Below are 23364 nucleotides of genomic sequence, written 5' to 3'. Positions count from 1 at the left end.
CCTATGACTCCAGCGAACCCGCATCCCCTCGCACGCACCGCCGGCCGCACCTCGCGGGGCCTCGTCCTCGGCGTCGGCCTCCTCCTCGGCTTCGTCGTCGCGGCCGTCACGGTCGGCCGGGTCGAGAGCATCGGCCTGACCCGGATGGCGCCGGCGCGCCCCGTCCAGAGCCTCGCCCTCCGGGTCGACGACGCGGCGGACGGCGCGATCACCCTGCGGGAGGCCGAGCACGGCGACCTCGTCGCCACCGTCCGGCCCGGTGAGGACAACTTCATCCGCGCCACCCTGCGGGGCTTCGCGCAGGGGCGGCTCCGGGCCGGCCTGCCGCGCGACGTCCCCTTCCGCCTGACGCGCTTCGACGACGGCTCGCTCCGGCTCGAAGACGCGCTCACCGGCCGCAGCGTCGATTTCGGCGCCTTCGGGCCCTCGAACTTCGCCGCCTTCGCCCGCCTGATGCCTCGAGACGGAGCCGCACGATGATGGCCTGGCTGAACGGACGCCGCACCGTCGACGTCCCCTGCACCGTCGAGATCGAGCAGACCCCCGAGAGCCTGCACGCCCACGTGGTCCTCGACGCCGGCTTCGAGATCGAGCCCGGCGACGCCGTGCAGGTGCACGACGCACCCACCTCGGTGCCCTACGGCGAACGCCTCGTCGTGCGCCGGACCGCCACCGTGACCCGCGCCGGCCGCCTCGAGCGGCTCTGGACCAAGCTCGCGGGCCACCTCGAACTCACCGAACTCTACGAAGTCAGCTTTTCCGAGAGGAGGCGCCTGTGACCGCAGCCATCCAGCAGTCCGTTCTCAAGGCTCCCGCGCCGAAACCGCCCCTCAGCGAGGCCACCAAGGCCGCGCAGGAGACGACGTTCCTGTCCCCGCGCTTCTACACCACCGACTTCGAGGAGCTCGACCGCACCGACGTCGAGCCCGTCCGGGCGGAGTGGACCAAGCTCATCGCGGAGCTGCGCGCCGATCCGAACAAGCGCCACTTCACGCGCAACGCGGATTTCGACTGCGACATGTCCGGGCTCGACCCGGCCCTGCGCAAGGAGTTCATGGACTTCCTGGTGTCGTCGATCACCGCCGAGTTCTCGGGCTGCGTGCTCTACGCCGAGATGCGGAAGCGCGCGAAGAACCCCGACATCCGCGAGCTGTTCGGCTTCATGAGCCGGGACGAGGCGCGCCATGCCGGCTTCATCAACGACGTGCTGAAGGATTTCGGCATCGGCGTCGATCTGGGCTTCCTGACGCGTTCGAAGAAGTACACCTTCTTCCGGCCGAAGTTCATCTTCTACGCCACCTACCTGTCGGAGAAGATCGGCTACGCCCGCTACATCACCATCTTCCGGGAGCTGGAGCGCAAGCCGGAGCGCCGCTTCCACCCGATCTTCAAGTGGTTCGAGAAGTGGTGCAACGACGAGTTCCGCCATGGCGAGGCCTTCGCCCTGCTCATGCGCGCCAACCCGAAGCTGACCTCGGGCCTCAACCGCTACTGGATCAAGTTCTTCCTCCTGGCGGTCTTCGCGACGATGTATGTCCGCGACCATTGCCGGCCGGCCTTCCACGAGGCTCTCGGCGTCGATCCGACCGATTACGACTTCCAGGTCTTCCGGATCACCTCGGAGATTTCGAAGCAGACCTTCCCGCTGACGCTGGATCTCGACGATCCGCGCTTCAAGCAGGCCCTCGACCGGCTGCTCGCCTGCTCGGTGGGCATCGCCGATGCCAAGGCGCAGGGCGGCCTGCTCGGCCGGCTCAAGCAGGGCGCGTGGGTCGCCGCCTCGGCGCTGAACTTCGCCCGGCTCTACGCCCTGCCGACCCGCGACAACCCGATGCCGGCGGAGATCCGCCTCGAGCCGGTCTGGTAGGATGGCCGCCTACGCGCTTCCCGCCCTCTATGCGGTGCTGGTCTGGTGGTTCTCCACCGGCCTGATCCTGCTCCTCGACCACCGCCCGCGCGCGACGCACGGGGTCAGCATGGCGGCGGGCACCGGCGTGCTCGCTCTGGCCCTCTGGGCCATCGGCGCCTCGGCCGGGGATGCCAGCGCGGGAAGCGCGTACGTCGCCTTCACGGCGGCCCTGGTGGTCTGGGGCTGGCAGGAGATGAGCTACTACATGGGCTTCGTCTCCGGCCCCCGGGCGGAGGGCTGCCCGCCCGACGCACGGGGCTTCCGGCGCTTCCGGGCGGCGGCGGCCACCAGCCTGTGGCACGAGGCGGCCATCGTCGCCGGCGGCCTCGCGATCCTGGCCCTGACTTGGCGCCAGCCGAACCTCTTCGCCCTGTGGACCTACCTCGTCCTGTGGGGAATGAACCTCTCCGCCCGGCTGAACCTGTTCCTCGGGGTGCGCAACCTCAACGCCGAGTTCCTGCCCGAGCACCTCGCCTATCTCGGCAGCTACCTGCGGGTGCGCGCCATGAACCCGCTGTTCCCGGTCTCGGTCACGGCGGCCGGCCTCGCCACCGCCGCCCTGGTGCTGGCGGCCCTGGCCGAGGGCGTCAGCGCCCACGAGGTCGCCGGACTCAGCATCCTGGCGACCCTGATGGCGCTCGCCACCCTGGAGCACGGCTTCCTGATGCTGCCGCTGCCCTCGGCCGCGCTCTGGCAATGGAGCCTGCCGAAGCTGGACCGGCGCGGACCGGTGCCGTCGCCGGTCCCGGCCGCGCGCGGGGAGGGCGCCCGCGGCGGCGAGCCCTGCCTCGCCGAGGCCGAGGGACGCTGAACCGTTTCCCGGTCCGCTCCGGCGGACCGGCGCGATCGACGCCGCCGCGGCGGCAGGAGAGGCGAGCGGGCCAGAACCCGCCGTGTAACGAGGGAAGGGGACGGGCATGAACTACGAAGAGATCTTCGGCTCTGCTTTGGCCGGCCTGCATCGCGAGGGACGTTACCGCGTCTTCACCGACCTCGAGCGGCAGGCGGGGCGCTTCCCGCACGCCACCCACCACACGCCGTCCGGCACGCGGCCGGTCACCGTCTGGTGCTCCAACGACTACCTCGGCATGGGCCAGAACCCGGCCGTGCTCGACGCCATGCACGAGGCCCTGGACCGCTGCGGGGCCGGGGCCGGGGGCACCCGCAACATCTCGGGCACCAACCACTACCACGTGCTGCTGGAGCGCGAGCTCGCGGACCTCCACGCCAAGGAGGCCGCGCTGCTCTTCACCTCCGGCTACGTCTCGAACTGGGCGGCCCTCGGCACCCTCGGGAGCCAGCTCCCCGGCTGTGCGATCTTCTCGGATGCCGGCAACCACGCCTCGATGATCGAGGGCATCAAGGCGAGCCGCGCCGAGCGCCACATCTTCCGTCACAACGACCCCGAGGATCTCGACCGCAAGCTGCGCCTGGTCGACCCGGCCCGGCCGAAGATCGTGGCCTTCGAATCGGTCTACTCGATGGACGGCGACATCGCCCCGATCGCGGAGATCTGCGACGTGGCCGAGGCGCACGGCGCGCTGACCTATCTCGACGAAGTCCATGCCGTCGGTCTCTACGGTGCGCGGGGCGGCGGCATCTCGGAGCGCGACGGCCTCGCCCACCGCCTCGACGTGATCGAGGGCACGCTCGGCAAGGCCTTCGCGGTCCATGGCGGCTACATCACCGGCTCGACCAAGCTCTGCGACTTCGTGCGCAGCTTCGCCTCCGGCTTCATCTTCACCACCTCCCTGCCGCCCGCCGTGGCGGCGGGGGCCGCGGCCAGCATCCGCCACCTCAAGGCGAGCCGGGCCGAGCGGGCCCGGCACCAGGAGCGGGTCGCCGCGGTCCGCGCCCGCCTCGACGCCGCCGGCATCCCCTATCTGCCGAACGACAGCCACATCGTGCCCGTGATGGTCTGCGATCCCGTGCTGTGCAAGGCGATCAGCGACACCCTGCTCGACGAGTTCGGCATCTACGTCCAGCCGATCAACTACCCCACCGTCCCGCGCGGCACCGAGCGCCTGCGGATCACGCCGTCGCCCCTGCATTCCGATGCGGATATCGACCACCTCGTCGGCGCGCTGAGCACGATCTGGGGCCGGATGGGCGTCCAGCGCGCGGCGGCCGAGTAGGACGCCCGCGAACCCTCCGCCCGTTTGGGGGGGAGGGGACTCCGTACGCGGCTTCGCGCAAGGAAGTTCAAGCCCATGATCGTGAACGGATCGATCCGAGCGATGTCCCTGAAACCGGTCTCGGCGGCGTTGGCGAGCGAGACCCCGCCGATCCTGCGGGCCGCCGGGTCGGGCAAGGCGCCGCGAACCAACCCGGGCGGGGCCGCGCCGACCTTTCCCTTCTCGGCCATCGTCGGTCAGGACGAGATGCGCCGGGCGCTGCTGATCGCGGCCGTCGATCCGTCCGTGGGCGGCGTGCTGGTGTTCGGCGACCGCGGCACCGGCAAGTCGACGGCGATCCGCGGCCTCGCCGCCCTGCTGCCACCGATGTCCGCGGTGGTCGGCTGTCCCTATGCCTGCGATCCCGGTCGCCCGGCCGAGCAGTGTCACCTGTGCCGCGCGCAGGCGGTCCTACGCGCCGAATCCATCCCCGTCCCGGTGGTGGACCTGCCGCTCGGCGCCACCGAGGACCGTGTCGTCGGCGCCCTCGACCTGGAGCGTGCCCTGACCCGCGGCGAGAAGGCCTTCGAGCCGGGCCTGCTGGCCCGGGCCAATCGCGGCTTCCTCTACATCGACGAGGTCAACCTGCTGGAGGACCATCTCGTCGATCTCCTCCTCGACGTCGCCGCCTCGGGGGTGAACACCGTGGAGCGCGAGGGCCTGAGCATCCGCCATCCGGCGCGGTTCGTCCTCGTCGGCAGCGGCAACCCGGAGGAGGGCGAGTTGCGGCCCCAGCTCCTCGATCGCTTCGGCCTCGCCGTCGAGGTGACGACGCCCACCGACCTGCCGACCCGCATCGACGTGGTCCGCCGCCGCGACGCATACGAGCGCGATCCGGCGGCGTTCTGCGCCGGCTACGCCAAGGCCGACCGCGCCATCCGCAAGGCGCTCACCGCCGCCCGCGCCCGGCTCCCCGGCCTCGGCGTACCCGACGCCACCCTGGAGGCCGCGGCGCGGCTCTGCCTGGCGCTGGGCACCGACGGCCTGCGCGGTGAACTCACGCTGATGCGGACCGCCCGGGCGCTCGCGGCCTATGAGGGCGCCGAGACCGTGGGGCTCGACCACCTGGCCCGGATCGCCCCCTCGGCCCTGCGTCACCGTCTGCGCCGCAATCCCCTCGACGAATCCGGCTCCACCGCGCGGGTCGCCCGCGCCGTGGAGGACCTCCTCGCCCGATGAGCCCCGCCTGGGCCCGCGCCCTGCGCGTGGCGCGCCTCGTCGCCACCGATCCGCAGGTTTGCGGCGGTGTCGTCGTCCGGGCCGGGGCCGGCCCGGTGCGGGACCTCTGGCTCGACCGTCTCGCCGGCGAACTCGGACCCGGCCGGCCCTTCCGCCGGATGCCGGCGGGCATCGCCGACGACCGCCTCCTCGGCGGGCTCGACCTCGCCGCGACCCTGGCCGCCGGGCGCCCCGTCGCCCAGTCCGGCCTCCTGTCCGAGGCCGATGGCGGGTGCGTGATCGTTCCGATGGCGGAGCGCCTCTCGCCCGGCACCGCCGCCCGCCTCGCCGCCGCCCTGGACACCGGCGAGGTCCGGGCGGAGCGCGACGGGCTGGCCGCGCGGGCGCCGGCGCGGATCGGCCTCATCCTTCTCGACGAAGGGGAGGGCGACGACGCCCGGGTTCCCGAGGCCCTGGCCGATCGCCTGGCCTTCCGCCTCGACCTCACCGGCATCGCCTGGGGCGAGACGCAAGGGGCGGCGGCCGAAGCCGAGCCGAACCCGGCCGAGCCGGACGTCGACATCGACATCGACGCTGCGGTGGCGGATCTCTGCGGAGTCGCGGTCCCCCTCGGCATCGCCTCCCTGCGGGCCCCGCTGCTGGCGCTGCGCGTCGCGCGCCTCCTGGCGAAAGAGGGAGCGCTCGGCACGGCGGATCTCCGCGAAGCCGCCTGCCTCGTCCTGGCGCCGCGCGCCACGCGCCTGCCCCCGAGCCCGGAGGAGGCGGACGCTGCGCCGCCGGAGCGGTCCGAGCCGCCGGCGCCGGACGATGCCGCGCCCCCTGAGGCCGTCCTCGAACCGGGGGCCGAGAGCCTCGTCGAGGCCGCCCGCGCGGCGATCCCGCCGGATCTCCTCGCCCAGCTGGCGCAGGCCGGCCCGGCGCCGTCCGCGCCGAAGGCCGGCCGCGTCGGCGCGGTGATGCAGGCGCCGCGCTCCGGGCGTCCGGCCGGCACAAGGCCGGGCTCGCCCCGCACCGGCCGCCTCGCCCTCCTGCCCACCCTGCGGGCCGCCGCCCCCTGGCAGCGCCTGCGGGCCGGCGCGGGGGGAGCCCCGCGCCTGATTCAGGTGCGCAGCGAAGATTTCCGCATCACCCGGTTCCGGCAGCGCGGCGAGACCACCACCATCTTCGCCGTCGATGCCTCCGGCTCGGCCGCCCTGGAACGCCTGGCCGAAGCGAAGGGCGCCGTCGAGCTGCTCCTGGCCGAGGCCTATGTCCGCCGCGACAAGGTCGCCCTGGTGGCCTTCCGGGGGAGCGAAGCCGAGATCGTGCTGGCGCCCACCCGTGCCCTGGCCCGGGCCCGGCGCGGCCTCTCGGCCCTGCCGGGGGGCGGGGGCACGCCCCTCGCCGCGGGCCTCGACGCCGCCGGCGACCTCGCCCGCGCCGTCCGGCGCGGCGGTGGAACCCCGGTGGTGGTGGTGCTCACCGACGGGCGCGCCAACGTCGCCCGCTCCGGAGCGCCCGGCCGGGCCGCGGCCGGCGCCGAGGCGCTGAACGCCGCCGGCCTTCTGCGGGCCGCCGCGATCCGCACGATCCTCATCGACACCGCGGCGCGGCCGCAGGAGGCCGCACGGCGCCTCGCCGAAGCGATGGGCGCGCGCTATGTCACGCTTCCCTATGCCGATGCCGCGGCCATGAGCACCGCGATCCGCTCGGCCCGCTGAAGGATCTGCGATGCCTGCGCCGAGCGACCGGCCCCAGTGGGAGCGCGACGGCGCGGATTGGCCCAACCGCGCCGCGAGCCGCTTCGTCCGTGCCGCCGACCTGACCTGGCACGTGCAGGAGTTCGGGGCGCCCGACGCGCCCGTCGTCCTGCTCCTGCACGGCACCGGGGCCGCCACCCATTCCTGGGCGGGCCTCGCGCCGCGGCTCGCCGACCACTTCCGGGTCGTGGCCCCGGACCTGCCGGGCCACGGCTTCACCGACCCGCTGCCCGCCGGGCGCCTGTCCCTGCCCGGCATGGCGGCGGCGATCCGCGACCTGCTGCGCAGTCTCGACCTGTCGCCGGACCTCGTGGTCGGGCATTCCGCCGGCGCGGCGATCCTGGTCCGGCTCTGCCTCGACGGGCTCGCGCCAAGCCTGCTGGTGGCGCTGAACGGCGCGCTGACGCCGTTTCCGGGCCTCGCCTCGGTGCTGTTCCCGGGGCTCGCCCGGATGCTGTTCCTCAACCCCGTCACCCCGCGGATCTTCGCCTGGACCGCCGACCGTCCGGCGGTGGAGCGCCTGATCCGCGGCACCGGCTCGCGCCTCGACGCCCGCGGCCTCGAGCTCTACCGGCGCCTCTTCCGCTGCCCGGGCCACGTGGCGGGTGCGCTGGGCATGATGGCGAACTGGGACCTCGCCGCCCTCGACCGGGAGATCGGCCGCCTCGCGGTGCCGACGCTGCTCCTCGTCGGCGGGGACGACAAGGCGATCGCCCCCGAGACCGCCTTCGCCCTCAAGGACCGGCTGCCCCAGGCCCGGGTCCGCCTGATCCGCAATCTCGGGCACCTCGCCCACGAGGAGGACCCGGCGCGCATCGCCGACGCCATCATCGCGGCCTACGGGGAGCAGATCGCCGCGGGACACCCGTCCGCCGGGGCTTGACGCGGCCGCGGCCCGGTCGCACCGACGGACGCAGGATGTCCGATCGCGGATGTCCGGAGACGGCGCCGGCCCGGCGCCTGTCCGCGAGGTTGCTGTCCATGGCCCTGACGCCCGTCACCCTCACCGGCCGGCATGTCGAACTCGTGCCGCTGGCGCTGGACCACGCCGCGGCCCTGTCCGAGGCGGTGCAGGACGGCCAACTCTGGCGCCTCTGGTACACGGCGATCCCCGCGCCGGAGCGGATGGCCGCCGAGATCGAGCGCCGCCTCGGCCTGCAGGACGCGGGCACGATGCTGCCCTTCACCGTCCTCGACGGACCCGGCGGCCGTCCCGTCGGGATGACCACCTACATGAACATCGACGCCGCCGGGCCGCGGGTGGAGATCGGCTCGACCTGGTACGCCGCACGGGTCCAGCGCTCCCCCCTGAACACCGAGGCGAAGCGCCTGCTGCTGGGCCACGCCTTCGAGACCCTCGGCTGCCTCGCCGTGGAATTCCGCACCCATGTGATGAACCAGGCGAGCCGGCGTGCCATCGAGCGCCTCGGGGCGCGCCTCGACGGCATCCTGCGCCACCACCAGCGCCTGGCGGACGGCTCCCTGCGGGATACCTGCGTCTACAGCATCGTCGCGCCGGACTGGCCGACCGTGCGGACCCACCTGACCTGGCAGTTGGAGAAGTCGCGCTAGCGCGACTTGGGAGGTGGAGACGCCGCGCTAGCGCGACTTTGGAGGTGGAGACGCCGCGCTAGCGCGACTTTGGAGGTGGAGACGCCGCGCTAGCGCGACTTGGGAGGTGGAGACGCCGCGCTAGCGCGGTCTGGCATCCCGCTCCGCCTGCGGGTCCCCGCGATGCTGATACCAGTCCCAGACGAGATAGGCCGGGACGGGCAGGATGATCGCGAAGAAGATCCAATCGAACATTTGCGGCATGGCAGAGCCCTCTGGTTCGGACGACCTCTGATATTGACGGGTCGTCGCGGGCCAATGTTCCCTGATCGTCCGCACGATCGGTCTCCGCCGGGATCCCTTCCGCCAGGGTTTACCGGTGGGGGTTGTGGTCGCCCGGCGATTTCCCGTGGCCATCGCGCGGCCGATGCGGGAAGACGCGGGGCCGGCGCGGATCGCAGTCGGTCGCGGCCGCCTCCCGGGCCGGCGTCCCCTTAAGCTTCAGACGGAGTTGGACCCACGGTGCCCGGAACCACGAGCCTCCTCGCCTTCGCGGCGATCGCCCTCGGCATGGCCCTGACGCCCGGGCCGAACATGGTCTACCTGATCTCGCGCTCGATCTGTCAGGGGCCGCGGGCCGGCCTGATCTCCCTGGGCGGCGTCGCCCTCGGGTTCGTCGTCTACATGCTGTGCGCCGCCTTCGGCCTCACCGCCCTGGTCCTAGCGGTGCCCTATGCGTACGACGCCATCCGCCTCGTCGGCGGCCTCTACCTGCTCTGGCTCGCCTGGCAAGCGGTCCGCCCGGGCGGGCGCTCCCCCTTCGCGGTGAAGGCCCTGCCGCAGGACAGCCCCCGTAAGCTGTTCCTGATGGGCTTCCTGACGAACCTGCTCAATCCGAAGATCGCGGTGATCTACCTGTCGCTGCTGCCGCAGTTCATCGATCCCGCCCGGGGCAGCGTCTTCGCCCAGGCCCTCAGCCTCGGGGCGATCCAGATCGCCCTCAGCGTCATGGTCAACGCCGCCGTCGCGCTCTCGGCGGGGGCGATCGCGCTGTTCCTGACGCGCCGGCCCTCCTTCGCCCTGGTCCAGCGCTGGGTCATGGGAACGGTCCTGGCCGGCCTCGCCGTCCGGATGATGACCGAAGCCCGCCGCTGAGCCTGCCCCGAGGCCCGTCGCGTGCGGGATCCCGGCGAACGTCATGCGTGGGAAGCGCCCGCAGAATCGCGCTTGCGCCCGACGGCCTGACGCGAATAGTGTCAGTCTATGTTGACACTCGCCGACTCGCCGAGCCTCGCGACGACCCGGTCTCCCCGCCCGCACGCGGTGGTGATCGGCAGTGGCTTCGGCGGGCTGGCGGCGGCGGTGCGTCTCGGCGCCCGGGGCTACCGGGTGACGGTGCTGGAGCGCCTGGATCAGCCCGGCGGACGGGCCCGCGTCCACCGCCAGGACGGCTTCACCTTCGATGCCGGGCCGACCATCGTCACGGCGCCGTTCCTGTTCGAGGAGCTCTGGAGCCTGTGCGGGCGGCGCATGGCCGACGACGTCACCCTGGCGCCGATGCTGCCGTTCTACCGCATCCGCTTCCCGGACGGCGCCACCTTCGACTATAGCGGCGACCCGGAAGCGATGCGGGCCGAGGTGGCGCGGTTCTCGCCCGAGGACGTCCCCGGCTACGAGCGCTTCATGGCGCGCAGCGCCGCGATCTGCCGGGTCGGGTTCGAGGAACTCGGGCACGTTGCCTTCTCGTCGGTCCGCGACATGCTGCGGATCACGCCCTCGCTGCTGCGCCTCGGCGGCCATCGCTCGGTCTACGACCTCGTGGCGCGCCATATCCGCGACGAGCGCCTGCGTACCATCTTCAGCTTCCATCCCCTGCTGATCGGCGGCTCGCCCTTCCGGGCCAGCGCCATCTACTGCCTGATCGCGCATCTGGAGCGCCGCTGGGGCGTGCATTTCGCCATGGGCGGCACCGGACGCCTGGTCGACGGCCTGGTTGGGCTGATCGCGGGGCAGGGCGGCGCCGTGCGCTACCGGGCCGACGTGGCCCGGATCGACGTCGCGGCCGGGGCGGCCACCGGTGTCACGCTCGCCGACGGCACCCGCATCCCCGCCGACATCGTCGTCTCGAACGCGGATTCCGCCGAGACCTACCTGTCGCTCCTCGGCGAGGAGGGCCGGTCCTGGCACCGGGCGAAGCTCAAGGCCTCGTCCTCCTCCATGGGCCTCTTCGTCTGGTACTTCGGCACGAACCGGCAGTTCCCCGACATCGCCCACCACACCATCCTGATGGGGCCGCGCTACCGCGCGCTGATCGAGGACATCTTCGTCCGCAAGGTCCTGGCGCCGGATTTCAGCCTCTACCTGCACCGCCCCACCGCCACCGACCCGCTCCTGGCGCCGCCGGGCTGCGATGCCTTCTACGTGCTGGCCCCGGTGCCGAATCTCGCCGGCGGGCAGGACTGGTCGGTGCTGGGCGAACCCTACCGGAAGGCCATCGCCGACAGCCTGGAGGGCTCGGTGATGCCGGGCCTCTCGGACGCGATCGTCACCTCCCGCGTCACCACGCCGGCGGATTTCGCCGGCGATTTCCGGAGCTTCCGCGGCTCCGGCTTCGGCCTCGAGCCCGTGCTGACGCAATCGGCCTGGTTCCGTCCGCACAACGCCTCGTCGGCGTTCCGCAATCTCTACCTCGTCGGCGCGGGCACCCATCCGGGGGCCGGGCTCCCCGGCGTCCTGTCCTCGGCCAAGGTCCTCGACACGGTGGTGCCGGATGCGCGTCTCTTCGCCTGAAAGGTCGCAGGGTCTCACCCGCCGGCCCGAACCGCTTCCGCCCGAACCCCTCCGGCCCGCGCTCACCCTGTTCGACGCCGTCCGGCGCGGGCCGGAGCGGCCGCCGCTCTGGGCGATGCCCCACGCGGATGCGGCCGACCATGCCGCCTGCCGGGCCGCGATCCGGGACGGGTCGCGCAGCTTCTTCGCCGCCTCCGCCCTGTTGCCGGCGCGGGTCCGGCGCCCGGCCTACGGGCTCTACGCCTTCTGCCGCCTCTCCGACGATGCCGTCGACGATGCGCTCGCCCGCGACCGTCCCGCCGCCCTGGCGCGCCTCGCCGCGCGCCTCGCCCGCATCTACGACGACGTCCCGTCCGATTCGCCCGCCGACCGGGCCATGGCCGACCTCGTAGCCGCCCACAGGCTGCCCCAGGCCCTGCCCGCCGCCCTCATCGAGGGGCTGGCCTGGGACGCGCAGGGGCGGCGCTACGAGACCCTGTCAGACCTCACCGCCTATGCGGCCCGGGTCGCCGGCAGCGTCGGCGCGATGATGACCGTGCTGATGGGCGTGCGCGACGGCGCCGTGCTCGCCCGCGCCTGCGACCTCGGCGTCGCCATGCAGTTCACCAACATCGCCCGCGACGTCGGCGAGGACGCCCGGGCCGGGCGGCTCTACCTGCCGCTGGCCTGGATGCGGGAGACCGGCCTCGACCCGGACGCCTTCCTGGCGAACCCGGTCGCGGGCCCGGCGCTGCGGGCGATCGTCGGTCGCCTCCTCGCGGTCGCCGAATCGCTCTACGCGCGTGCCGAGGCCGGCATTCCCGGGCTGCCCCTGGATTGCCGGCCCGCCATCCGCGCCGCCCGCCTGATCTACGCCGAGATCGGCCGCGATCTCGAGCGACGCGGCCTCGACCCGATCGCCAACCGGGCGCGGGTGCCCGGCCGTCGCAAGGCCGTCCTGATGGCCCGCGCGCTGCTGCCCCTCGCCGCAGGAAACGACTTGGCCCGGCCCGACTTGGCCGCCCTCGACTTGGCCAAGCCCGAATTACTCATGCCCGGCTCGGTCATGCCCGACCGAACCGCGCCGCCCCTGGCCGAGACCGCCTTCCTGGTGGAGGCCGTGGCCGCCCAACCCGTGCCGGTGCCCCCCGCCTGGTGGAACGTTCCCGCCCAGGTCGCCCGGGTCCTCGACCTCATCGAGACCCTGCGCGAGCGCGAGGCCACGGTCCCGGCCGGTCCGTGACCGACCCGCTCTTCGCCGCCTTCGACATCGGTCTCGTCTTCGCGCTCGCCCTGGGGTTGGCGACCTGGCAGCGCGTGGTCCTGAAGCGCGGCATCCGGCGCGACCGGGCGGCGGCCGCGCGCGCGGCGGCCGAGCGGGCCGAGGGCCCGCCGGCCTGATCCGCCTCAGCGCGTCCGGCGCGGCATCCGGAACGGCAGCATCAGCCGCACCAGGGGGTGGCTGAAACGCGCAAGCGACAGGCTCTCGTGGACCGGTCGCACCGCCTCGCCGCGCAGGGTCGCGCGGAGACAGGACCGCGCGTAGAACGGCGTGTCCTCGAAGGTTCGCGCGACCTCCACGCGATCATCGTCGCTCCGCGTACTGCGCGGCATGCGCCAGAACCGCGTCGGCGGCAGGGCGACGCGCCGCGGCGGGTCGATGTCCCGGGGCGTCCCGTCGGCGGCGAAGCACAGGGTGAGTTCCTGCCGGGTGCCGTCCGTCCGGTTGACGTCGTACAGGATCGCCGCCCCGTCGCGCAGGTCGGCCCGGCACCAGGTCCAGTCGCGAAAGGCGGCCTCGAGCGACGTGTCGCCGTGGTTGGTGTCGAAGTAGGCGGTTCCGCGCCAGGCGATCCCGGGCTCCTCCAGCGCCACCTCGACCGGGGAGGAGGGCGCCATCGGCCACCAGCGGTGCTGGCCCGCCGCATCGAGAGGGCGCGGGCCCGGCGTGAAGCCTCCCGGGCGCAGGCGCACCGTCCCTCGGACCCGGGCGGGGATCGGCGCCGTCACCTCGTCGAGGCGGATCGTCAGCGTGGTGCCGTCCCAGGACAGGCCGCTCGGCCCGATCTGGATGTGGTCGGCATCCCGGTTCAGACTCGTCCGGCCCCGCTCGGTCATGCAGAAGCGGTTGGCCCGTTCGCCGTAGAGCACGACGTTGACGGCGCAGTGGTCGAAGGGGTCGCGGCTGGGGTCCCAGGCGTAATAGGGCGAGAACACGCTGCCGATGAAGGCGATGATCGTCAGGCCCTGGCGGCCGTCCTCGCTCAGGGCATCGACGTACCACCAGACGTAGCCGTCGCGATCCACCCGCGTATCGAAGCGCGGGCGCCGCTCCGGTCCCGCAGCAGACTGTCCGCCGCGATCCGCCCGGACTGCGCCGCCATCGGCACCCCCGGACCCGGATGCACGCTCCCCCCCGCGAGGTAGAGGCCCGGAATCCGCGTGCGGGCGCCCGGGCGCTTGAACGAGGCCATCCAGCCGTGGGACGCCCGCCCGTAGAGCGCGCCCGCCGATCCCGGGAACAGGTGCGCGAATTCCGCCGGGCCCGTCGTCACCGGATCCGCCGTCTCCGAGAGGGTCAATCCGCTCGCGCTCAGGCGCCGCCGCATCGTGGTCGCGCATGTCTCGATCTCCGAGGGGCTGAAGGTCCGGGCCGGGGCGTTGACGAGGCAGAGCAGGCGCTCGGGCCGATCCGACGGAGCGCTCACGTCGGATCGGTCCTGCGCGCAGACATAGATTGTGGGATCGTCCGGCAGGTGCCCGGCCCGAATGCGCGCGAACTCCGCCGCGTAGTCGCCGGAGAAGAACACGGTGTGCCGCGCGAGCGGGAAGCCCGCGGCACGCGCCTGCGCGCAGAGCGTGACCGCCGAGAGCGAGCGCTCGGAGGCCGGAACGGTCTCTGCGGCCCGGGCCGCGTCGCGTCCGAGCAGGCCATCGGCCAGGGCCGCCACGTCGGCGTTGCAGATCACGGCATCCGCGGGGAGCCGCTCGCCGTCGTCGAGGTCGACGCCGACGACGCGGCCGCCCTGCACGGCGATGCCGCGGGCGGCCGTCCCGTAGCGAAAGGCGGCGCCGCGCTCCCCGGCCAGCGCGGCGACCGCGCCGGCGAGGCGGCTGAGGCCGCCGGCCACGTGCCAGACGCCCTGGCTCTCCACGTGGGCCACCAGCATCAGGGTCGCGGGCGCCGCGAAGGGCGACGAGCCGCAATAGGTCGCGTAGCGGCCGAAGAGCTGCCGCAGCCGCGGATCGGTGAAGTAGTCGCCGAGGGCGCGCCACAGGGTGGTGAAGGGCTGGATGCGCCAGAGGTCGCCCAGGCCCGAGAGGCCGGCCTGTCGGGTCAGGTCGATCGGGCTCGGGCGCTCGCCCCGGATGAAGGGCCCCTCCAGGGTGGCGTAGACCTCGGCGGCGCGGGCGCGGAACCGGCGGTATCCGTCGCGCGCGCGCGGCCCGGCGAATTCCGCGATCGCCGCCTCCGAGGCGTCCGGATCGGCGTGGAGGTCGAGCTGTTCGCCGGGCCTCCAGGCATGCCGGGCCAGGATCGCGGCCGGCTCCAGCCCGACATGGGCGCCGAGGTCCGCGCCGCATTCGGCGAAGATTTCCTCGAAGACCCAGCGCATCGTGAACACGGTGGGGCCGGCATCGATCGCCGTCTCGCCCACCGGGACACGCCGCATCTTGCCGCCCGGCCGCTGCCCCCGTTCCAGCACCGTCACCTCGAGGCCCGCATGGGCGAGCCGCAGCGCGGCGACCAGACCGCCTATGCCGGCACCGATGACGACGACCTTCACGTGGCTTCCTCCGGTCAAGCGGATCTGTCTTGACGACTGTCAATAAATACTGACACTTTGAGCTAGCAAGAACAAGTGACACGGGAGAGACGGCCAATGGACGCCAACCGTCGCATCGAGACCGCCCTCGACGCCGCCGTCGCGCACCTGGAGGCGCCCGGAGCGCCGCCACGCCTCGCCGAGTCGATCCGCTACGCCGTCTTCCCCGGCGGGCACCGGATCCGCCCGCGCCTGTGCCTGTCCGTGGCCCGGGCCTGCGGCGACGACGATCCGGCGGCCTCGGACGCCGCGGCCGCCGCCATCGAGCTCCTTCACTGCGCCTCCCTCGTCCACGACGACCTGCCCTGCTTCGACGATGCGCCCCTCCGGCGCGGCCAACCCTCCGTCCACGCCGCCTTCGGCGAGCCCCTCGCGGTGCTGACGGGCGACGCCCTCATCGTTTCCGCCTTCGAGACCCTCGCGCGCGGCGCGGCCCGGAATCCGAAGCGGCTGGCCGCCCTCGTCGGCCTCGTTGCCCGGGCGGCCGGTTCGCCGTCGGGAATCGCCGCCGGTCAGGCCTGGGAATCGGAGCCGACCGTGGCGTTGACCGAGTATCAGCAGGCGAAGACCGGGGCGCTGTTCGCCGCCGCGACGGTTACGGGGGCCGCCGCCGCGGGCGCTCCGTCGCTGCCCTGGCGCCTGCTCGGGGAATGCCTGGGCGAGGCCTACCAGGTGGCCGACGATCTGCGCGACGTCGCCTGCCGCCAGGAGGAGGTCGGCAAGCCCGTCGGCCGCGACTCGACGCTCGGTCGCCCGAACGCGGCCGCGCTCCTCGGGATGGGCGGGGCGCTCACGCGCCTGAAGCGCCTGGTGCGCGAGGCCGTCGAGGTCATTCCGGATTGTCCCGGTGCCGAAACGCTCCGCGCCGAGATCGAGGCGCAAACCCGGCTCTTCCTGCCGGCGAGCCTCGCGCGGGAGCTGGCGTGAGGTGGCGCGCGGCGCCACCCTCGATCCACCGCTTCCGCCCGGCACCGGGGGGCTCCGGGCGCGCTGGTACGCGCTCCGGGCCCGCATCATCGCCGATCCGCGCTTTCAGCGCTGGGCCGCCGGCTTTCCGCTGACGCGGCGGATCGCGCGGTCGAACACCCGCGCGCTGTTCGATCTCTGCGCGGGGTTCACCTACTCGCAGACGCTGTTCGCCTGTGTCCGGCTCGACCTCTTCGGACTCCTGTCGGACGGCCCGGTGCCGGGCGCGGCGCTGGCCCACCGGATGGGGCTGTCCCCCGAGGCCGGGACGCGTCTGCTCAAGGCCGCGGACTCCCTCGGCCTGATCCGCGGGCTGCCGGACGGCCGCTATCTCCTGGCCGATCTCGGGGCGGCCCTGATCGGGAACCCCGCGATCGGCCGGATGATCGAGCATCACGCGCTGCTCTACGACGACCTGCGCGATCCGGTCGCGCTCCTGCGCGGCGAGGCGGGACCGACCCGTCTCGGCGGATACTGGCCTTATGCCCTCGGGGACGGGGCCGCGCTGGAGGCCGCGTCGGTGGCCTCCTATAGCGGGCTGATGTCGGCCTCCCAGGCGCTGATCGCGGCGGATATCCTCGAGGCCTACCCGATGCGGCGCCATCGCTGCCTGATGGATGTCGGCGGTGGCGAGGGCGCCTTCCTGGCGGCGGTCGGCCGCCTCGCGCCGGCGCTCCAACTCCGACTCTTCGACCTGCCGGCGGTGGCGCATCGCGCCACGGAGCAGGCCGGCCGAGCCGGGCTCACGGGCCGCTTCCAGGCCTTCGGCGGCAGCTTCCTGTCGGACCCGCTCCCGCCCGGCGCCGACGCCATCAGCCTGGTGCGGGTGGTGCACGACCACGGCGACGCGACCGTCCGCATCCTGCTCAAGGCCGCGCACGCGGCGCTTCCCCCCGGCGGGCGTCTCATTCTCGCCGAGCCCATGAGCGGTACGCCCGGCGCCGAGCCCGTCACCGACGCCTATTTCGGCCTCTACCTCCTGGCCATGGGCAGCGGGCGCTGCCGCACCGTCGGGGAGCTTACCGCGCTCCTCTCCGAAGCCGGCTTTCGACGTAGCGTCGAAGTCGCGACGCGCCGTCCGCTGTTGACCCGGCTGCTTGTGTCAACGCGATAAGACAGCGTCATTGTAAGTTTATCTTGACGTGTAAAACTGTCTATCTAGGATGACATAACAGGTTCGGCGCCGAACGAACCGAGTCGGTGGATGGGGGAGGGCAGGCGCGATGCAAACAGATGCCGTCGTCCTCCACGATCCCGGAATGCTCCGCCTCGAAAGCCTGCCGCTCGACGAACCCGCGGCCGGCGATGCCGTCGTGGCGATCCGTTGGAGCGGCATCAGCACCGGAACCGAGCGCCTGCTCTGGTCGGGCCGGATGCCGTCGTTTCCGGGGATGGGCTACCCCCTGGTGCCCGGCTACGAGTCCGTCGGCGAGGTCGTCGAGGCCGGAGCCGGGAGCGGCGTCCGTGTCGGGCAGACCGTCTTCGTCCCCGGAGCCCGGTGCTTCGGCCCCGTCCGCGGATTGTTCGGCGGCGCCGCCGCCCACCTGGTCAGCGCCGGCGAGCGCCTCGTTCCCATCGACACGGCATGGGGCGAGCGCGGAACCCTGATCGCCCTGGCGGCCACGGCGCGCCACGCCCTGGCGGGAATCGACCTGCGCCAGCCGCTCCTCGTCATCGGCTACGGCGTCCTGGGGCGCCTGGTGGCGCGCATCGCCCAGGCCCTCGGTGCCACGCCGCAGGTCTGGGAAACCAACCCCGTGCGGCGCCGGAACCCGGAATCCTACCCCGTTCTCGCGCCCGAGGACGATGCACGGCGCGACTACGCCACGATCCTCGACGTCAGCGGCGATGCCGGCATCCTCGACGCCGGGATCGCGCGCCTCGCCCCCGGCGGCGAACTGGTCCTCGCCGGGTTCTACGAAGGCCGTCTCGGCTTCGCCTTCGCGCCCGCCTTCCTCCGGGAAGCCCGGATCCGCGTCGCCGCGCAGTGGCGGCCGGAGGATCTCGCCGCCACCCTCGCGCTCGTCGCCGAGGACCGGCTCTGCCTCGACGACCTCATCACCCATCGGCGCCCGGCCGCGGACGCTCCGGCTGCCTATCGCACGGCCTTCGGTGACGCCGGATGCCTGAAGATGATCCTGGATTGGAGAGCCGCATGAACATCCAGCTGACGAACCGGCAGCTGAACGGCGGCGCCCTGGAGGCCTCCGAGGCCCTGCGCGCCGAGGCCGGCATCGAGCCGGATCCCGTGCCCGTCGCCGCCACCAAGGCGACGCAGATCATCGCGATCTACGGCAAGGGCGGCATCGGCAAGTCGTTCACCCTGGCCAATCTCAGCTACATGATGGCCCAGCAGGGCAAGAAGGTCCTGCTGATCGGCTGCGACCCCAAAAGCGACACCACCTCGCTCCTGTTCGGCGGCCGCGCCTGCCCGACCATCATCGAGACCTCCACGAAGAAGAAGCTCGCGGGCGAACAGGTCGCCATCGGCGATGTCTGCTTCAAGCGCGACGGCGTCTACGCCATGGAGCTCGGCGGTCCCGAGGTCGGGCGCGGCTGCGGCGGTCGCGGCATCATCCACGGCTTCGAGCTCCTGGAGAAGCTCGGCTTCCACGACTGGGGGTTCGACTACGTCCTGCTCGACTTCCTCGGCGACGTGGTCTGCGGCGGCTTCGGCCTGCCGATCGCCCGCGACATGTGCCAGAAGGTCATCGTCGTCGGCTCGAACGATCTCCAGTCGCTCTACGTCGCCAACAACGTCTGCTCGGCGGTGGAATACTTCCGCAAGCTCGGCGGCAACGTCGGCGTCGGCGGTCTCGTCATCAACAAGGATGACGGCACCGGCGAGGCCCAGGCCTTCGCGGCGGCCGTCGGCATTCCGATCCTGGCCTCGATCCCGGCCGACGACGACATCCGCCGGAAGAGCGCGAATTACGAGATCATCGGGCGGCCCGAGAGCTCCTGGGGCTCCCTCTTCTCCGAGCTCGCCCGGAACGTCCACGAGGCGGCGCCGCACCATCCGACGCCCCTCAGCCAGGATGGACTCCTGGGCCTGTTCAAGGGTGAGGCCGTCGGCCGCGGCGTCACCCTGGTGCCCGCCACCTTCGAGGACATGTGCGGCACGACGCAGGTCGTGAAGCCGTCCCTCGAAGTCGTCTACGACGAGGTCTGACGCATCATGGCCGTCACCCTCGACATCGCCGCTCTTCGCGCCCGCAAGGAGCGCCCGGCCTCGACCCTGGGGGCCGTCCCGGCCTCCGCCGAGGTGGTGAACCTGGCCGCCGCGCGCGAGGACGGTCATGGCTGTCACGCCGGCAAGGATGCGATGCGGGCGGCCGCCCAGGCCGCGGGCCTGAACGAGACCCTGGACACCTATGCCCGGGACTACCCGGCCGGCCCGCACGACCAGCCCCAGAGCATGTGCCCGGCCTTCGGCTCGCTCCGGGTCGGCCTGCGGATGCGCCGCACGGCGACGATCCTCTCCGGCTCCGCCTGCTGCGTCTACGGCCTGACCTTCACCGCACATTTCTACGGGGCCAAGCGGAGCGTGGGCTACGTGCCCTTCAACTCCGAGACCCTGGTCACCGGCAAGCTGTTCGAGGATATCCGCGAGGCGGTGTTCCAGGTCGCCAAGCCGGCCGATTACGACGCCGTCGTCGTCATCAACCTCTGCGTGCCGACCGCGTCCGGCGTGCCGCTCCGCCTGCTGCCGAAGGAGATCGACGGCGTCCGCATCATCGGCATCGACGTTCCGGGCTTCGGGGTCCCGACCCATGCCGAGGCCAAGGACGTCCTGGCCGGCGCGATGCTTAAGGTCGCGCGGACCGAGGCCGAGCAGGGGCCCGTGCAGGCGCCCCGCACCGGACGGGCCGAGCGTCCCACCGTGGCCCTCCTCGGCGAGATGTTTCCCGCCGACCCGGTCGTGATCGGCGGCCTACTGGAGCCGCTGGGTCTCAGTGCCGGACCGGTGGTCCCGACGCGGGAATGGCGCGAGCTCTACGCCGCCCTGGACTGCACCGCCGTGGCGGCGATCCACCCGTTCTACACCGCGTCGCTGCGCGAATTCGCTGGCGCGGGGCGGCCGATCGTCGGTTCGGCCCCCGTCGGGCATGACGGCACCGCCGACTGGCTCGACCGGATCGGCGAGGCCTGCGCCGTGCCCCGCGCCGCGGTGGAGGCGGCCAAGAACCGCGTCCTGCCGATGATCCGCGCGGCGCTCGGCGCCAATCCGATCCGGGGCCGGATCACGCTGTCGGGCTACGAGGGCTCCGAGCTGCTGGTCGCCCGGCTCCTGGTGGAGAGCGGCGCGGATCTCGCCTACGTGGGCACCGCCTGCCCGCGCACGCCGTACTCCGAGGCCGATCAGGCCTGGCTCGAGGCGCGCGGCGTCGCGGTGCGCTACCGGGCGTCCCTGGAGGACGATCTCGCGGCCCTGATGGATGCCCGGCCGGACCTCGCCATCGGCACCACGCCCGTGGTGCAGAAGGCCAAGACGCTCGGCATTCCCGCCCTCTACTTCACCAACCTGATCTCGGCCCGCCCGCTCATGGGCGTGGCGGGCGCCGGCTCGCTGGCGAAAGTCATCAACGCCGCCCTCGGCAACCGCGCGCGCTTCGATGCCATGCGGGACTTCTTCGACGGCGTCGGCGAGGGCCATGCCGCCGGCATCTGGGAAGACGTGCCGACGCTTCGTCGCAACGTCGCCGCGGCGGTCCGGCCGAAACCGACCCACGATCCGATCGGGGAGATGGCCTGATGCTCGTCCTCGATCACGACCGGGCCGGCGGGTACTGGGGCGCCGTCTACGTCTTCACCGCGATCAAGGGTCTGCAGGTCGTCATCGACGGCCCGGTGGGCTGCGAGAACCTGCCGGTGACCTCGGTGCTGCACTACACCGACGCGCTGCCGCCACACGAATTGCCCATCGTGGTCACGGGCTTGGCCGAGGAGGAACTCGGCCGCCACGGTACCGAGGCCGCGATGAAGCGGGCCCACGCCACCCTCGACCCGGCCCAGCCGAGCGTGGTCGTCACCGGCTCCATCGCCGAGATGATCGGCGGCGGCGTGACGCCGGAGGGCACCAATCTCCAGCGCTTCCTGCCGCGCACCATCGACGAGGACCAGTGGCAGGCCGCCGACCGCGCCATGGCGTGGCTCTGGAACGAGTACGGCGCCAAGCGCTTCGCCAAGAAGGGCATTCCCGCGCGGCCGCCCCGCCAGGAGGGCGTGAAGCCGCGGGTGAACCTGATCGGGCCGGCCTACGGCACCTTCAACATGCCCTCCGACCTCGCCGAGATCCGCCGCCTGGTGGAGGGCATCGGCGCCGAGGTGAACCTCGTCTTCCCCCTGGGCTCGCATCTGGCCGACGTCCCGGCCCTGGTGAATGCCGACGCCAATATCTGCCTCTATCGCGAGTTCGGCCGGCTGCTCTGCGAGGCCCTCGAGCGCCCCTACTTCCAGGCGCCCATCGGCATCCACTCGACGACGCGGTTCCTGCGGGCCCTGGGCGAGGCCCTCGGCCTGGACCCGGAGCCGTTCATCGCGCGGGAGAAGCACACGACCATCAAACCGGTCTGGGATCTCTGGCGCTCGGTGACGCAGGACTTCTTCGGCACGGCGAGCTTCGGGATCGTGGCCTCCGAGACCTACGCCCGGGGTGTCCGGCACTTCCTCGCGGACGAAATGGGGCTGCCCTGCCATTTTTCCGAGTGCCGCAGGGCGGGTGCCAAGACCGACAATGCCGCCATTCGCGAGATGATCGCGAAGAACCCGCCCCTGGTGCTGTTCGGCTCCTTCAACGAGCGGATGTACGCGGCCGAGGCCGGGGCCCGCGCGGTCTTCGTGCCGGCCTCCTTCCCGGGCGCGATCATCCGGCGGCACACCGGCACGCCCTTCATGGGGTTCGCGGGTGCGACCTACCTCGTCCAGGAGGTCTGCAACGCCCTGTTCGACATGCTCTTCCACATCCTGCCGCTCGCCCGCGACATGGACCAGGTCGAGCCGACGCCGTCGCGGCTCCACCGGGAACTGCCCTGGGACGAGGCCGCCCGGGCCCGTCTCGACGAACTCGTCGAGGCCCATCCGGTGCTGGTGCGGATCTCGGCGGCCAAGCGCCTGCGTGATGCGGCCGAGCGCGTCGCGCGCGGCGAGGGCACGGCCCGCGTGGTCGCCCACCATGTCGAGCGCGCCCGCGCCGAGACCCGCCTGGGGGCCGCCGCATGAGCGCGCATCCCGTCCCGGGCACCCATTCCCTTTCCGGCTGGAACGGCGCGGCGCCGTCCGACCGGTCGATGCCGACCCCGCGCGTCCCGACCCGGATGCGTCCCGCCGCGGAACGCCAGGAGGAGACCCATCCCATGCAACGTTCGCTGAATCCGGTGTCGCGCCTGCATCAGGACGAGGTCCAGTTCCGGATCATCCTGGCCAGCACCTATCCGTTCTTCCTCATCGCCGCCCTGGTGCAGCGCGTGATCCCGCAGGCCCGGACGGCGCTGCCGCAGCGGCGGCGCTCGGTCTTCGCCGAGGCCCGCGCGATGGCCGTCTCGGCCATCCCCTTCGTCTTCATGGGCTGACTTCGTCCTCGGGACGAGGCGTTCCGCCCGCCCCCGATCGACCTCCCGTCCGAACAGGCGGGAAGGACCGCCGAGGCCGCTCCGCGCGGTCCGGTGACACCCACCGTACCCGGACGTGCGGGCGCGGCTAGTCAAAGCGGAGGTTTGAACCAATGGCCAATGGCATTGTCGAGAAACCGAGCAGCCTGTCCGGGCTGACGGAACCGGAAGCCAAGGAGTTCCACGCGATCTTCTTGACCAGCTTCATCATCTTCACGGCGATCGCCGTGGTCGCCCACATCCTGGTGTGGCTGTGGCGTCCGTGGCTGCCCGGACCGAAGGGCTACGCCGCCCTCGAGACGGCGGCCCAGGGCGTCGTCTCCCTGCTCTCCTGAGAAGGACCCTCATCATGCACAAGGTCTGGCTTCTCTTCGATCCGCGCCGCACGCTGGTGGCGCTCTTCACCTTCCTCTTCATCCTGGCGCTGCTGATCCACTTCATCTTGCTCAGCACCGACCGGTTCAACTGGCTGGAAGGCCCCAAGGCGCCGCGGGCCGCCAACGCGCAGACGCTGGTCCTGCCGACGATGCCCGCCTGACAGGCGCGGCCTCGACAGCAGAGGACCTCGAACACGGATGATCGGCGGGCGGGCGCCAAGGCCCCCCGTCGATCATCGCGGAGACTCGTGATGGTGGGCCC

Annotated in this window: 25 protein-coding genes; 22 read left to right on the top strand and 3 right to left on the bottom strand. The window is 72.5% G+C overall.

Annotated elements, in window-relative coordinates:
- Positions 1–3 precede the first annotated feature (3 nt).
- From puhC to AC0IY1_RS02790, 9 genes are all read left to right on the top strand, one after another.
- Complete coding sequence (gene puhC, locus AC0IY1_RS02830) at positions 4–480, top strand: photosynthetic complex assembly protein PuhC (RefSeq protein ID WP_471767581.1); 477 nt, start codon at positions 4–6, stop codon at positions 478–480.
- On the top strand, positions 477–779 hold the full coding sequence (locus AC0IY1_RS02825) for a hypothetical protein (RefSeq protein WP_471767579.1): 303 nt from the start codon (positions 477–479) through the stop codon (positions 777–779). The genes puhC and AC0IY1_RS02825 overlap by 4 nt, the downstream gene beginning before the upstream one ends.
- Before the next feature lie 8 nt (positions 780–787).
- A complete protein-coding gene (gene acsF, locus AC0IY1_RS02820) occupies positions 788–1867 on the top strand; it encodes a magnesium-protoporphyrin IX monomethyl ester (oxidative) cyclase (RefSeq protein ID WP_471767940.1) in 1080 nt (359 codons plus the stop codon).
- Between the two features lies 1 nt (position 1868).
- On the top strand, positions 1869–2720 hold the full coding sequence (puhE, locus tag AC0IY1_RS02815; RefSeq protein WP_471767576.1) for a putative photosynthetic complex assembly protein PuhE: 852 nt from the start codon (positions 1869–1871) through the stop codon (positions 2718–2720).
- Between the two features lie 106 nt (positions 2721–2826).
- A complete protein-coding gene (hemA, locus tag AC0IY1_RS02810) occupies positions 2827–4044 on the top strand; it encodes a 5-aminolevulinate synthase (RefSeq protein WP_471767574.1) in 1218 nt (405 codons plus the stop codon).
- Between the two features lie 246 nt (positions 4045–4290).
- Positions 4291–5262, top strand: coding sequence for a magnesium chelatase ATPase subunit I (gene bchI, locus AC0IY1_RS02805; protein ID WP_471767938.1), 972 nt, complete (start codon positions 4291–4293; stop codon positions 5260–5262).
- Positions 5259–6962 carry a magnesium chelatase subunit D gene (locus AC0IY1_RS02800; RefSeq protein WP_471767571.1) on the top strand — a complete coding sequence of 568 codons (1704 nt, stop codon included), beginning with the start codon at positions 5259–5261 and terminating at the stop codon, positions 6960–6962. The genes bchI and AC0IY1_RS02800 overlap by 4 nt, the downstream gene beginning before the upstream one ends.
- Positions 6963–6972: 10 nt before the next feature.
- Entirely contained in the window at positions 6973–7884 is a 912-nt protein-coding gene (gene bchO / locus AC0IY1_RS02795; protein ID WP_471767569.1) for an alpha/beta fold hydrolase BchO, read from the top strand.
- A 98-nt stretch (positions 7885–7982) separates the two neighbouring features.
- The gene (locus AC0IY1_RS02790) at positions 7983–8573 is read left to right on the top strand and encodes a GNAT family N-acetyltransferase (protein WP_471767566.1); all 591 of its coding nucleotides are present in this window, start codon (positions 7983–7985) and stop codon (positions 8571–8573) included.
- A 120-nt stretch (positions 8574–8693) separates the two neighbouring features.
- Here the strand turns inward: AC0IY1_RS02790 and AC0IY1_RS02785 are convergent, their stop codons facing one another.
- Entirely contained in the window at positions 8694–8816 is a 123-nt protein-coding gene (locus AC0IY1_RS02785; protein WP_471767562.1) for a hypothetical protein, read from the bottom strand.
- A 258-nt stretch (positions 8817–9074) separates the two neighbouring features.
- Between AC0IY1_RS02785 and AC0IY1_RS02780 the strand changes: the two genes are divergently transcribed.
- The 4 genes from AC0IY1_RS02780 to AC0IY1_RS02765 all read left to right on the top strand — a co-directional run bounded on the left by AC0IY1_RS02780 (position 9075) and on the right by AC0IY1_RS02765 (position 12722).
- On the top strand, positions 9075–9707 hold the full coding sequence (locus AC0IY1_RS02780; RefSeq protein ID WP_103709833.1) for a LysE family translocator: 633 nt from the start codon (positions 9075–9077) through the stop codon (positions 9705–9707).
- 108 nt (positions 9708–9815) lie between these two features.
- A complete protein-coding gene (locus tag AC0IY1_RS02775) occupies positions 9816–11342 on the top strand; it encodes a phytoene desaturase (protein ID WP_055956046.1) in 1527 nt (508 codons plus the stop codon).
- Between the two features lie 115 nt (positions 11343–11457).
- Positions 11458–12564, top strand: coding sequence for a phytoene/squalene synthase family protein (locus AC0IY1_RS02770; RefSeq protein WP_471767935.1), 1107 nt, complete (start codon positions 11458–11460; stop codon positions 12562–12564).
- A complete protein-coding gene (locus AC0IY1_RS02765; RefSeq protein ID WP_471767560.1) occupies positions 12561–12722 on the top strand; it encodes a hypothetical protein in 162 nt (53 codons plus the stop codon). Before AC0IY1_RS02770 ends, AC0IY1_RS02765 begins: the two co-directional genes overlap by 4 nt.
- A gap of 6 nt (positions 12723–12728) precedes the next feature.
- On the opposite strand, the gene AC0IY1_RS02760 is transcribed toward AC0IY1_RS02765, so the two are convergent.
- Both AC0IY1_RS02760 and crtD read right to left on the bottom strand, forming a co-directional pair.
- Positions 12729–13628, bottom strand: a complete 900-nt coding sequence (locus AC0IY1_RS02760; RefSeq protein ID WP_471767557.1) for a carotenoid 1,2-hydratase — start codon at positions 13626–13628, stop codon at positions 12729–12731.
- Entirely contained in the window at positions 13586–15109 is a 1524-nt protein-coding gene (gene crtD, locus AC0IY1_RS02755; RefSeq protein ID WP_471767554.1) for a 1-hydroxycarotenoid 3,4-desaturase CrtD, read from the bottom strand. The genes AC0IY1_RS02760 and crtD overlap by 43 nt, the downstream gene beginning before the upstream one ends.
- 96 nt (positions 15110–15205) lie before the next feature.
- On the opposite strand from crtD, the gene AC0IY1_RS02750 reads away from it, so the two are divergent.
- The 9 genes from AC0IY1_RS02750 to pufA all read left to right on the top strand — a co-directional run bounded on the left by AC0IY1_RS02750 (position 15206) and on the right by pufA (position 23263).
- Positions 15206–16075 carry a polyprenyl synthetase family protein gene (locus AC0IY1_RS02750; protein ID WP_471767551.1) on the top strand — a complete coding sequence of 290 codons (870 nt, stop codon included), beginning with the start codon at positions 15206–15208 and terminating at the stop codon, positions 16073–16075.
- Between the two features lies 1 nt (position 16076).
- On the top strand, positions 16077–17228 hold the full coding sequence (locus AC0IY1_RS02745) for a methyltransferase (protein WP_471767549.1): 1152 nt from the start codon (positions 16077–16079) through the stop codon (positions 17226–17228).
- A gap of 109 nt (positions 17229–17337) precedes the next feature.
- Entirely contained in the window at positions 17338–18273 is a 936-nt protein-coding gene (gene bchC, locus AC0IY1_RS02740) for a chlorophyll synthesis pathway protein BchC (RefSeq protein ID WP_471767546.1), read from the top strand.
- A complete protein-coding gene (locus AC0IY1_RS02735; RefSeq protein WP_471767544.1) occupies positions 18270–19286 on the top strand; it encodes a chlorophyllide a reductase iron protein subunit X in 1017 nt (338 codons plus the stop codon). Before bchC ends, AC0IY1_RS02735 begins: the two co-directional genes overlap by 4 nt.
- Positions 19287–19292: 6 nt before the next feature.
- Complete coding sequence (gene bchY / locus AC0IY1_RS02730; protein WP_471767541.1) at positions 19293–20870, top strand: chlorophyllide a reductase subunit Y; 1578 nt, start codon at positions 19293–19295, stop codon at positions 20868–20870.
- Entirely contained in the window at positions 20870–22336 is a 1467-nt protein-coding gene (gene bchZ / locus AC0IY1_RS02725) for a chlorophyllide a reductase subunit Z (RefSeq protein ID WP_471767539.1), read from the top strand. Before bchY ends, bchZ begins: the two co-directional genes overlap by 1 nt.
- Before the next feature lie 134 nt (positions 22337–22470).
- Positions 22471–22686, top strand: coding sequence for a hypothetical protein (locus AC0IY1_RS02720; RefSeq protein WP_055956535.1), 216 nt, complete (start codon positions 22471–22473; stop codon positions 22684–22686).
- A gap of 152 nt (positions 22687–22838) precedes the next feature.
- Complete coding sequence (gene pufB, locus AC0IY1_RS02715) at positions 22839–23060, top strand: light-harvesting antenna LH1, beta subunit (RefSeq protein WP_055956020.1); 222 nt, start codon at positions 22839–22841, stop codon at positions 23058–23060.
- 14 nt (positions 23061–23074) lie between these two features.
- Complete coding sequence (gene pufA, locus AC0IY1_RS02710; RefSeq protein ID WP_018043293.1) at positions 23075–23263, top strand: light-harvesting antenna LH1, alpha subunit; 189 nt, start codon at positions 23075–23077, stop codon at positions 23261–23263.
- Positions 23264–23364: the final 101 nt, after the last annotated feature.

This window comes from Methylobacterium sp. AC690, from assembly GCF_979256535.1.
The sequence above is the reverse complement of the archived record's forward strand: the minus strand, read 5'-3'. Positions and strand labels throughout refer to the sequence as shown.

Coding starts and splice junctions, on each gene's coding strand:
- puhC (WP_471767581.1), top strand. CDS start 4: ATGACTCCAGCGAACCCGCATCCCCTCGCACGCACCGCCGGCCGCACC.
- AC0IY1_RS02825 (WP_471767579.1), top strand. CDS start 477: ATGATGGCCTGGCTGAACGGACGCCGCACCGTCGACGTCCCCTGCACC.
- puhE (WP_471767576.1), top strand. CDS start 1,869: ATGGCCGCCTACGCGCTTCCCGCCCTCTATGCGGTGCTGGTCTGGTGG.
- hemA (WP_471767574.1), top strand. CDS start 2,827: ATGAACTACGAAGAGATCTTCGGCTCTGCTTTGGCCGGCCTGCATCGC.
- bchI (WP_471767938.1), top strand. CDS start 4,291: ATGCGCCGGGCGCTGCTGATCGCGGCCGTCGATCCGTCCGTGGGCGGC.
- AC0IY1_RS02800 (WP_471767571.1), top strand. CDS start 5,259: ATGAGCCCCGCCTGGGCCCGCGCCCTGCGCGTGGCGCGCCTCGTCGCC.
- bchO (WP_471767569.1), top strand. CDS start 6,973: ATGCCTGCGCCGAGCGACCGGCCCCAGTGGGAGCGCGACGGCGCGGAT.
- AC0IY1_RS02790 (WP_471767566.1), top strand. CDS start 7,983: ATGGCCCTGACGCCCGTCACCCTCACCGGCCGGCATGTCGAACTCGTG.
- AC0IY1_RS02785 (WP_471767562.1), bottom strand. CDS start 8,816: ATGCCGCAAATGTTCGATTGGATCTTCTTCGCGATCATCCTGCCCGTC.
- AC0IY1_RS02775 (WP_055956046.1), top strand. CDS start 9,816: ATGTTGACACTCGCCGACTCGCCGAGCCTCGCGACGACCCGGTCTCCC.
- AC0IY1_RS02770 (WP_471767935.1), top strand. CDS start 11,458: ATGCCCCACGCGGATGCGGCCGACCATGCCGCCTGCCGGGCCGCGATC.
- AC0IY1_RS02750 (WP_471767551.1), top strand. CDS start 15,206: ATGGACGCCAACCGTCGCATCGAGACCGCCCTCGACGCCGCCGTCGCG.
- bchC (WP_471767546.1), top strand. CDS start 17,338: ATGCAAACAGATGCCGTCGTCCTCCACGATCCCGGAATGCTCCGCCTC.
- AC0IY1_RS02735 (WP_471767544.1), top strand. CDS start 18,270: ATGAACATCCAGCTGACGAACCGGCAGCTGAACGGCGGCGCCCTGGAG.
- bchY (WP_471767541.1), top strand. CDS start 19,293: ATGGCCGTCACCCTCGACATCGCCGCTCTTCGCGCCCGCAAGGAGCGC.
- bchZ (WP_471767539.1), top strand. CDS start 20,870: ATGCTCGTCCTCGATCACGACCGGGCCGGCGGGTACTGGGGCGCCGTC.
- AC0IY1_RS02720 (WP_055956535.1), top strand. CDS start 22,471: ATGCAACGTTCGCTGAATCCGGTGTCGCGCCTGCATCAGGACGAGGTC.
- pufB (WP_055956020.1), top strand. CDS start 22,839: ATGGCCAATGGCATTGTCGAGAAACCGAGCAGCCTGTCCGGGCTGACG.
- pufA (WP_018043293.1), top strand. CDS start 23,075: ATGCACAAGGTCTGGCTTCTCTTCGATCCGCGCCGCACGCTGGTGGCG.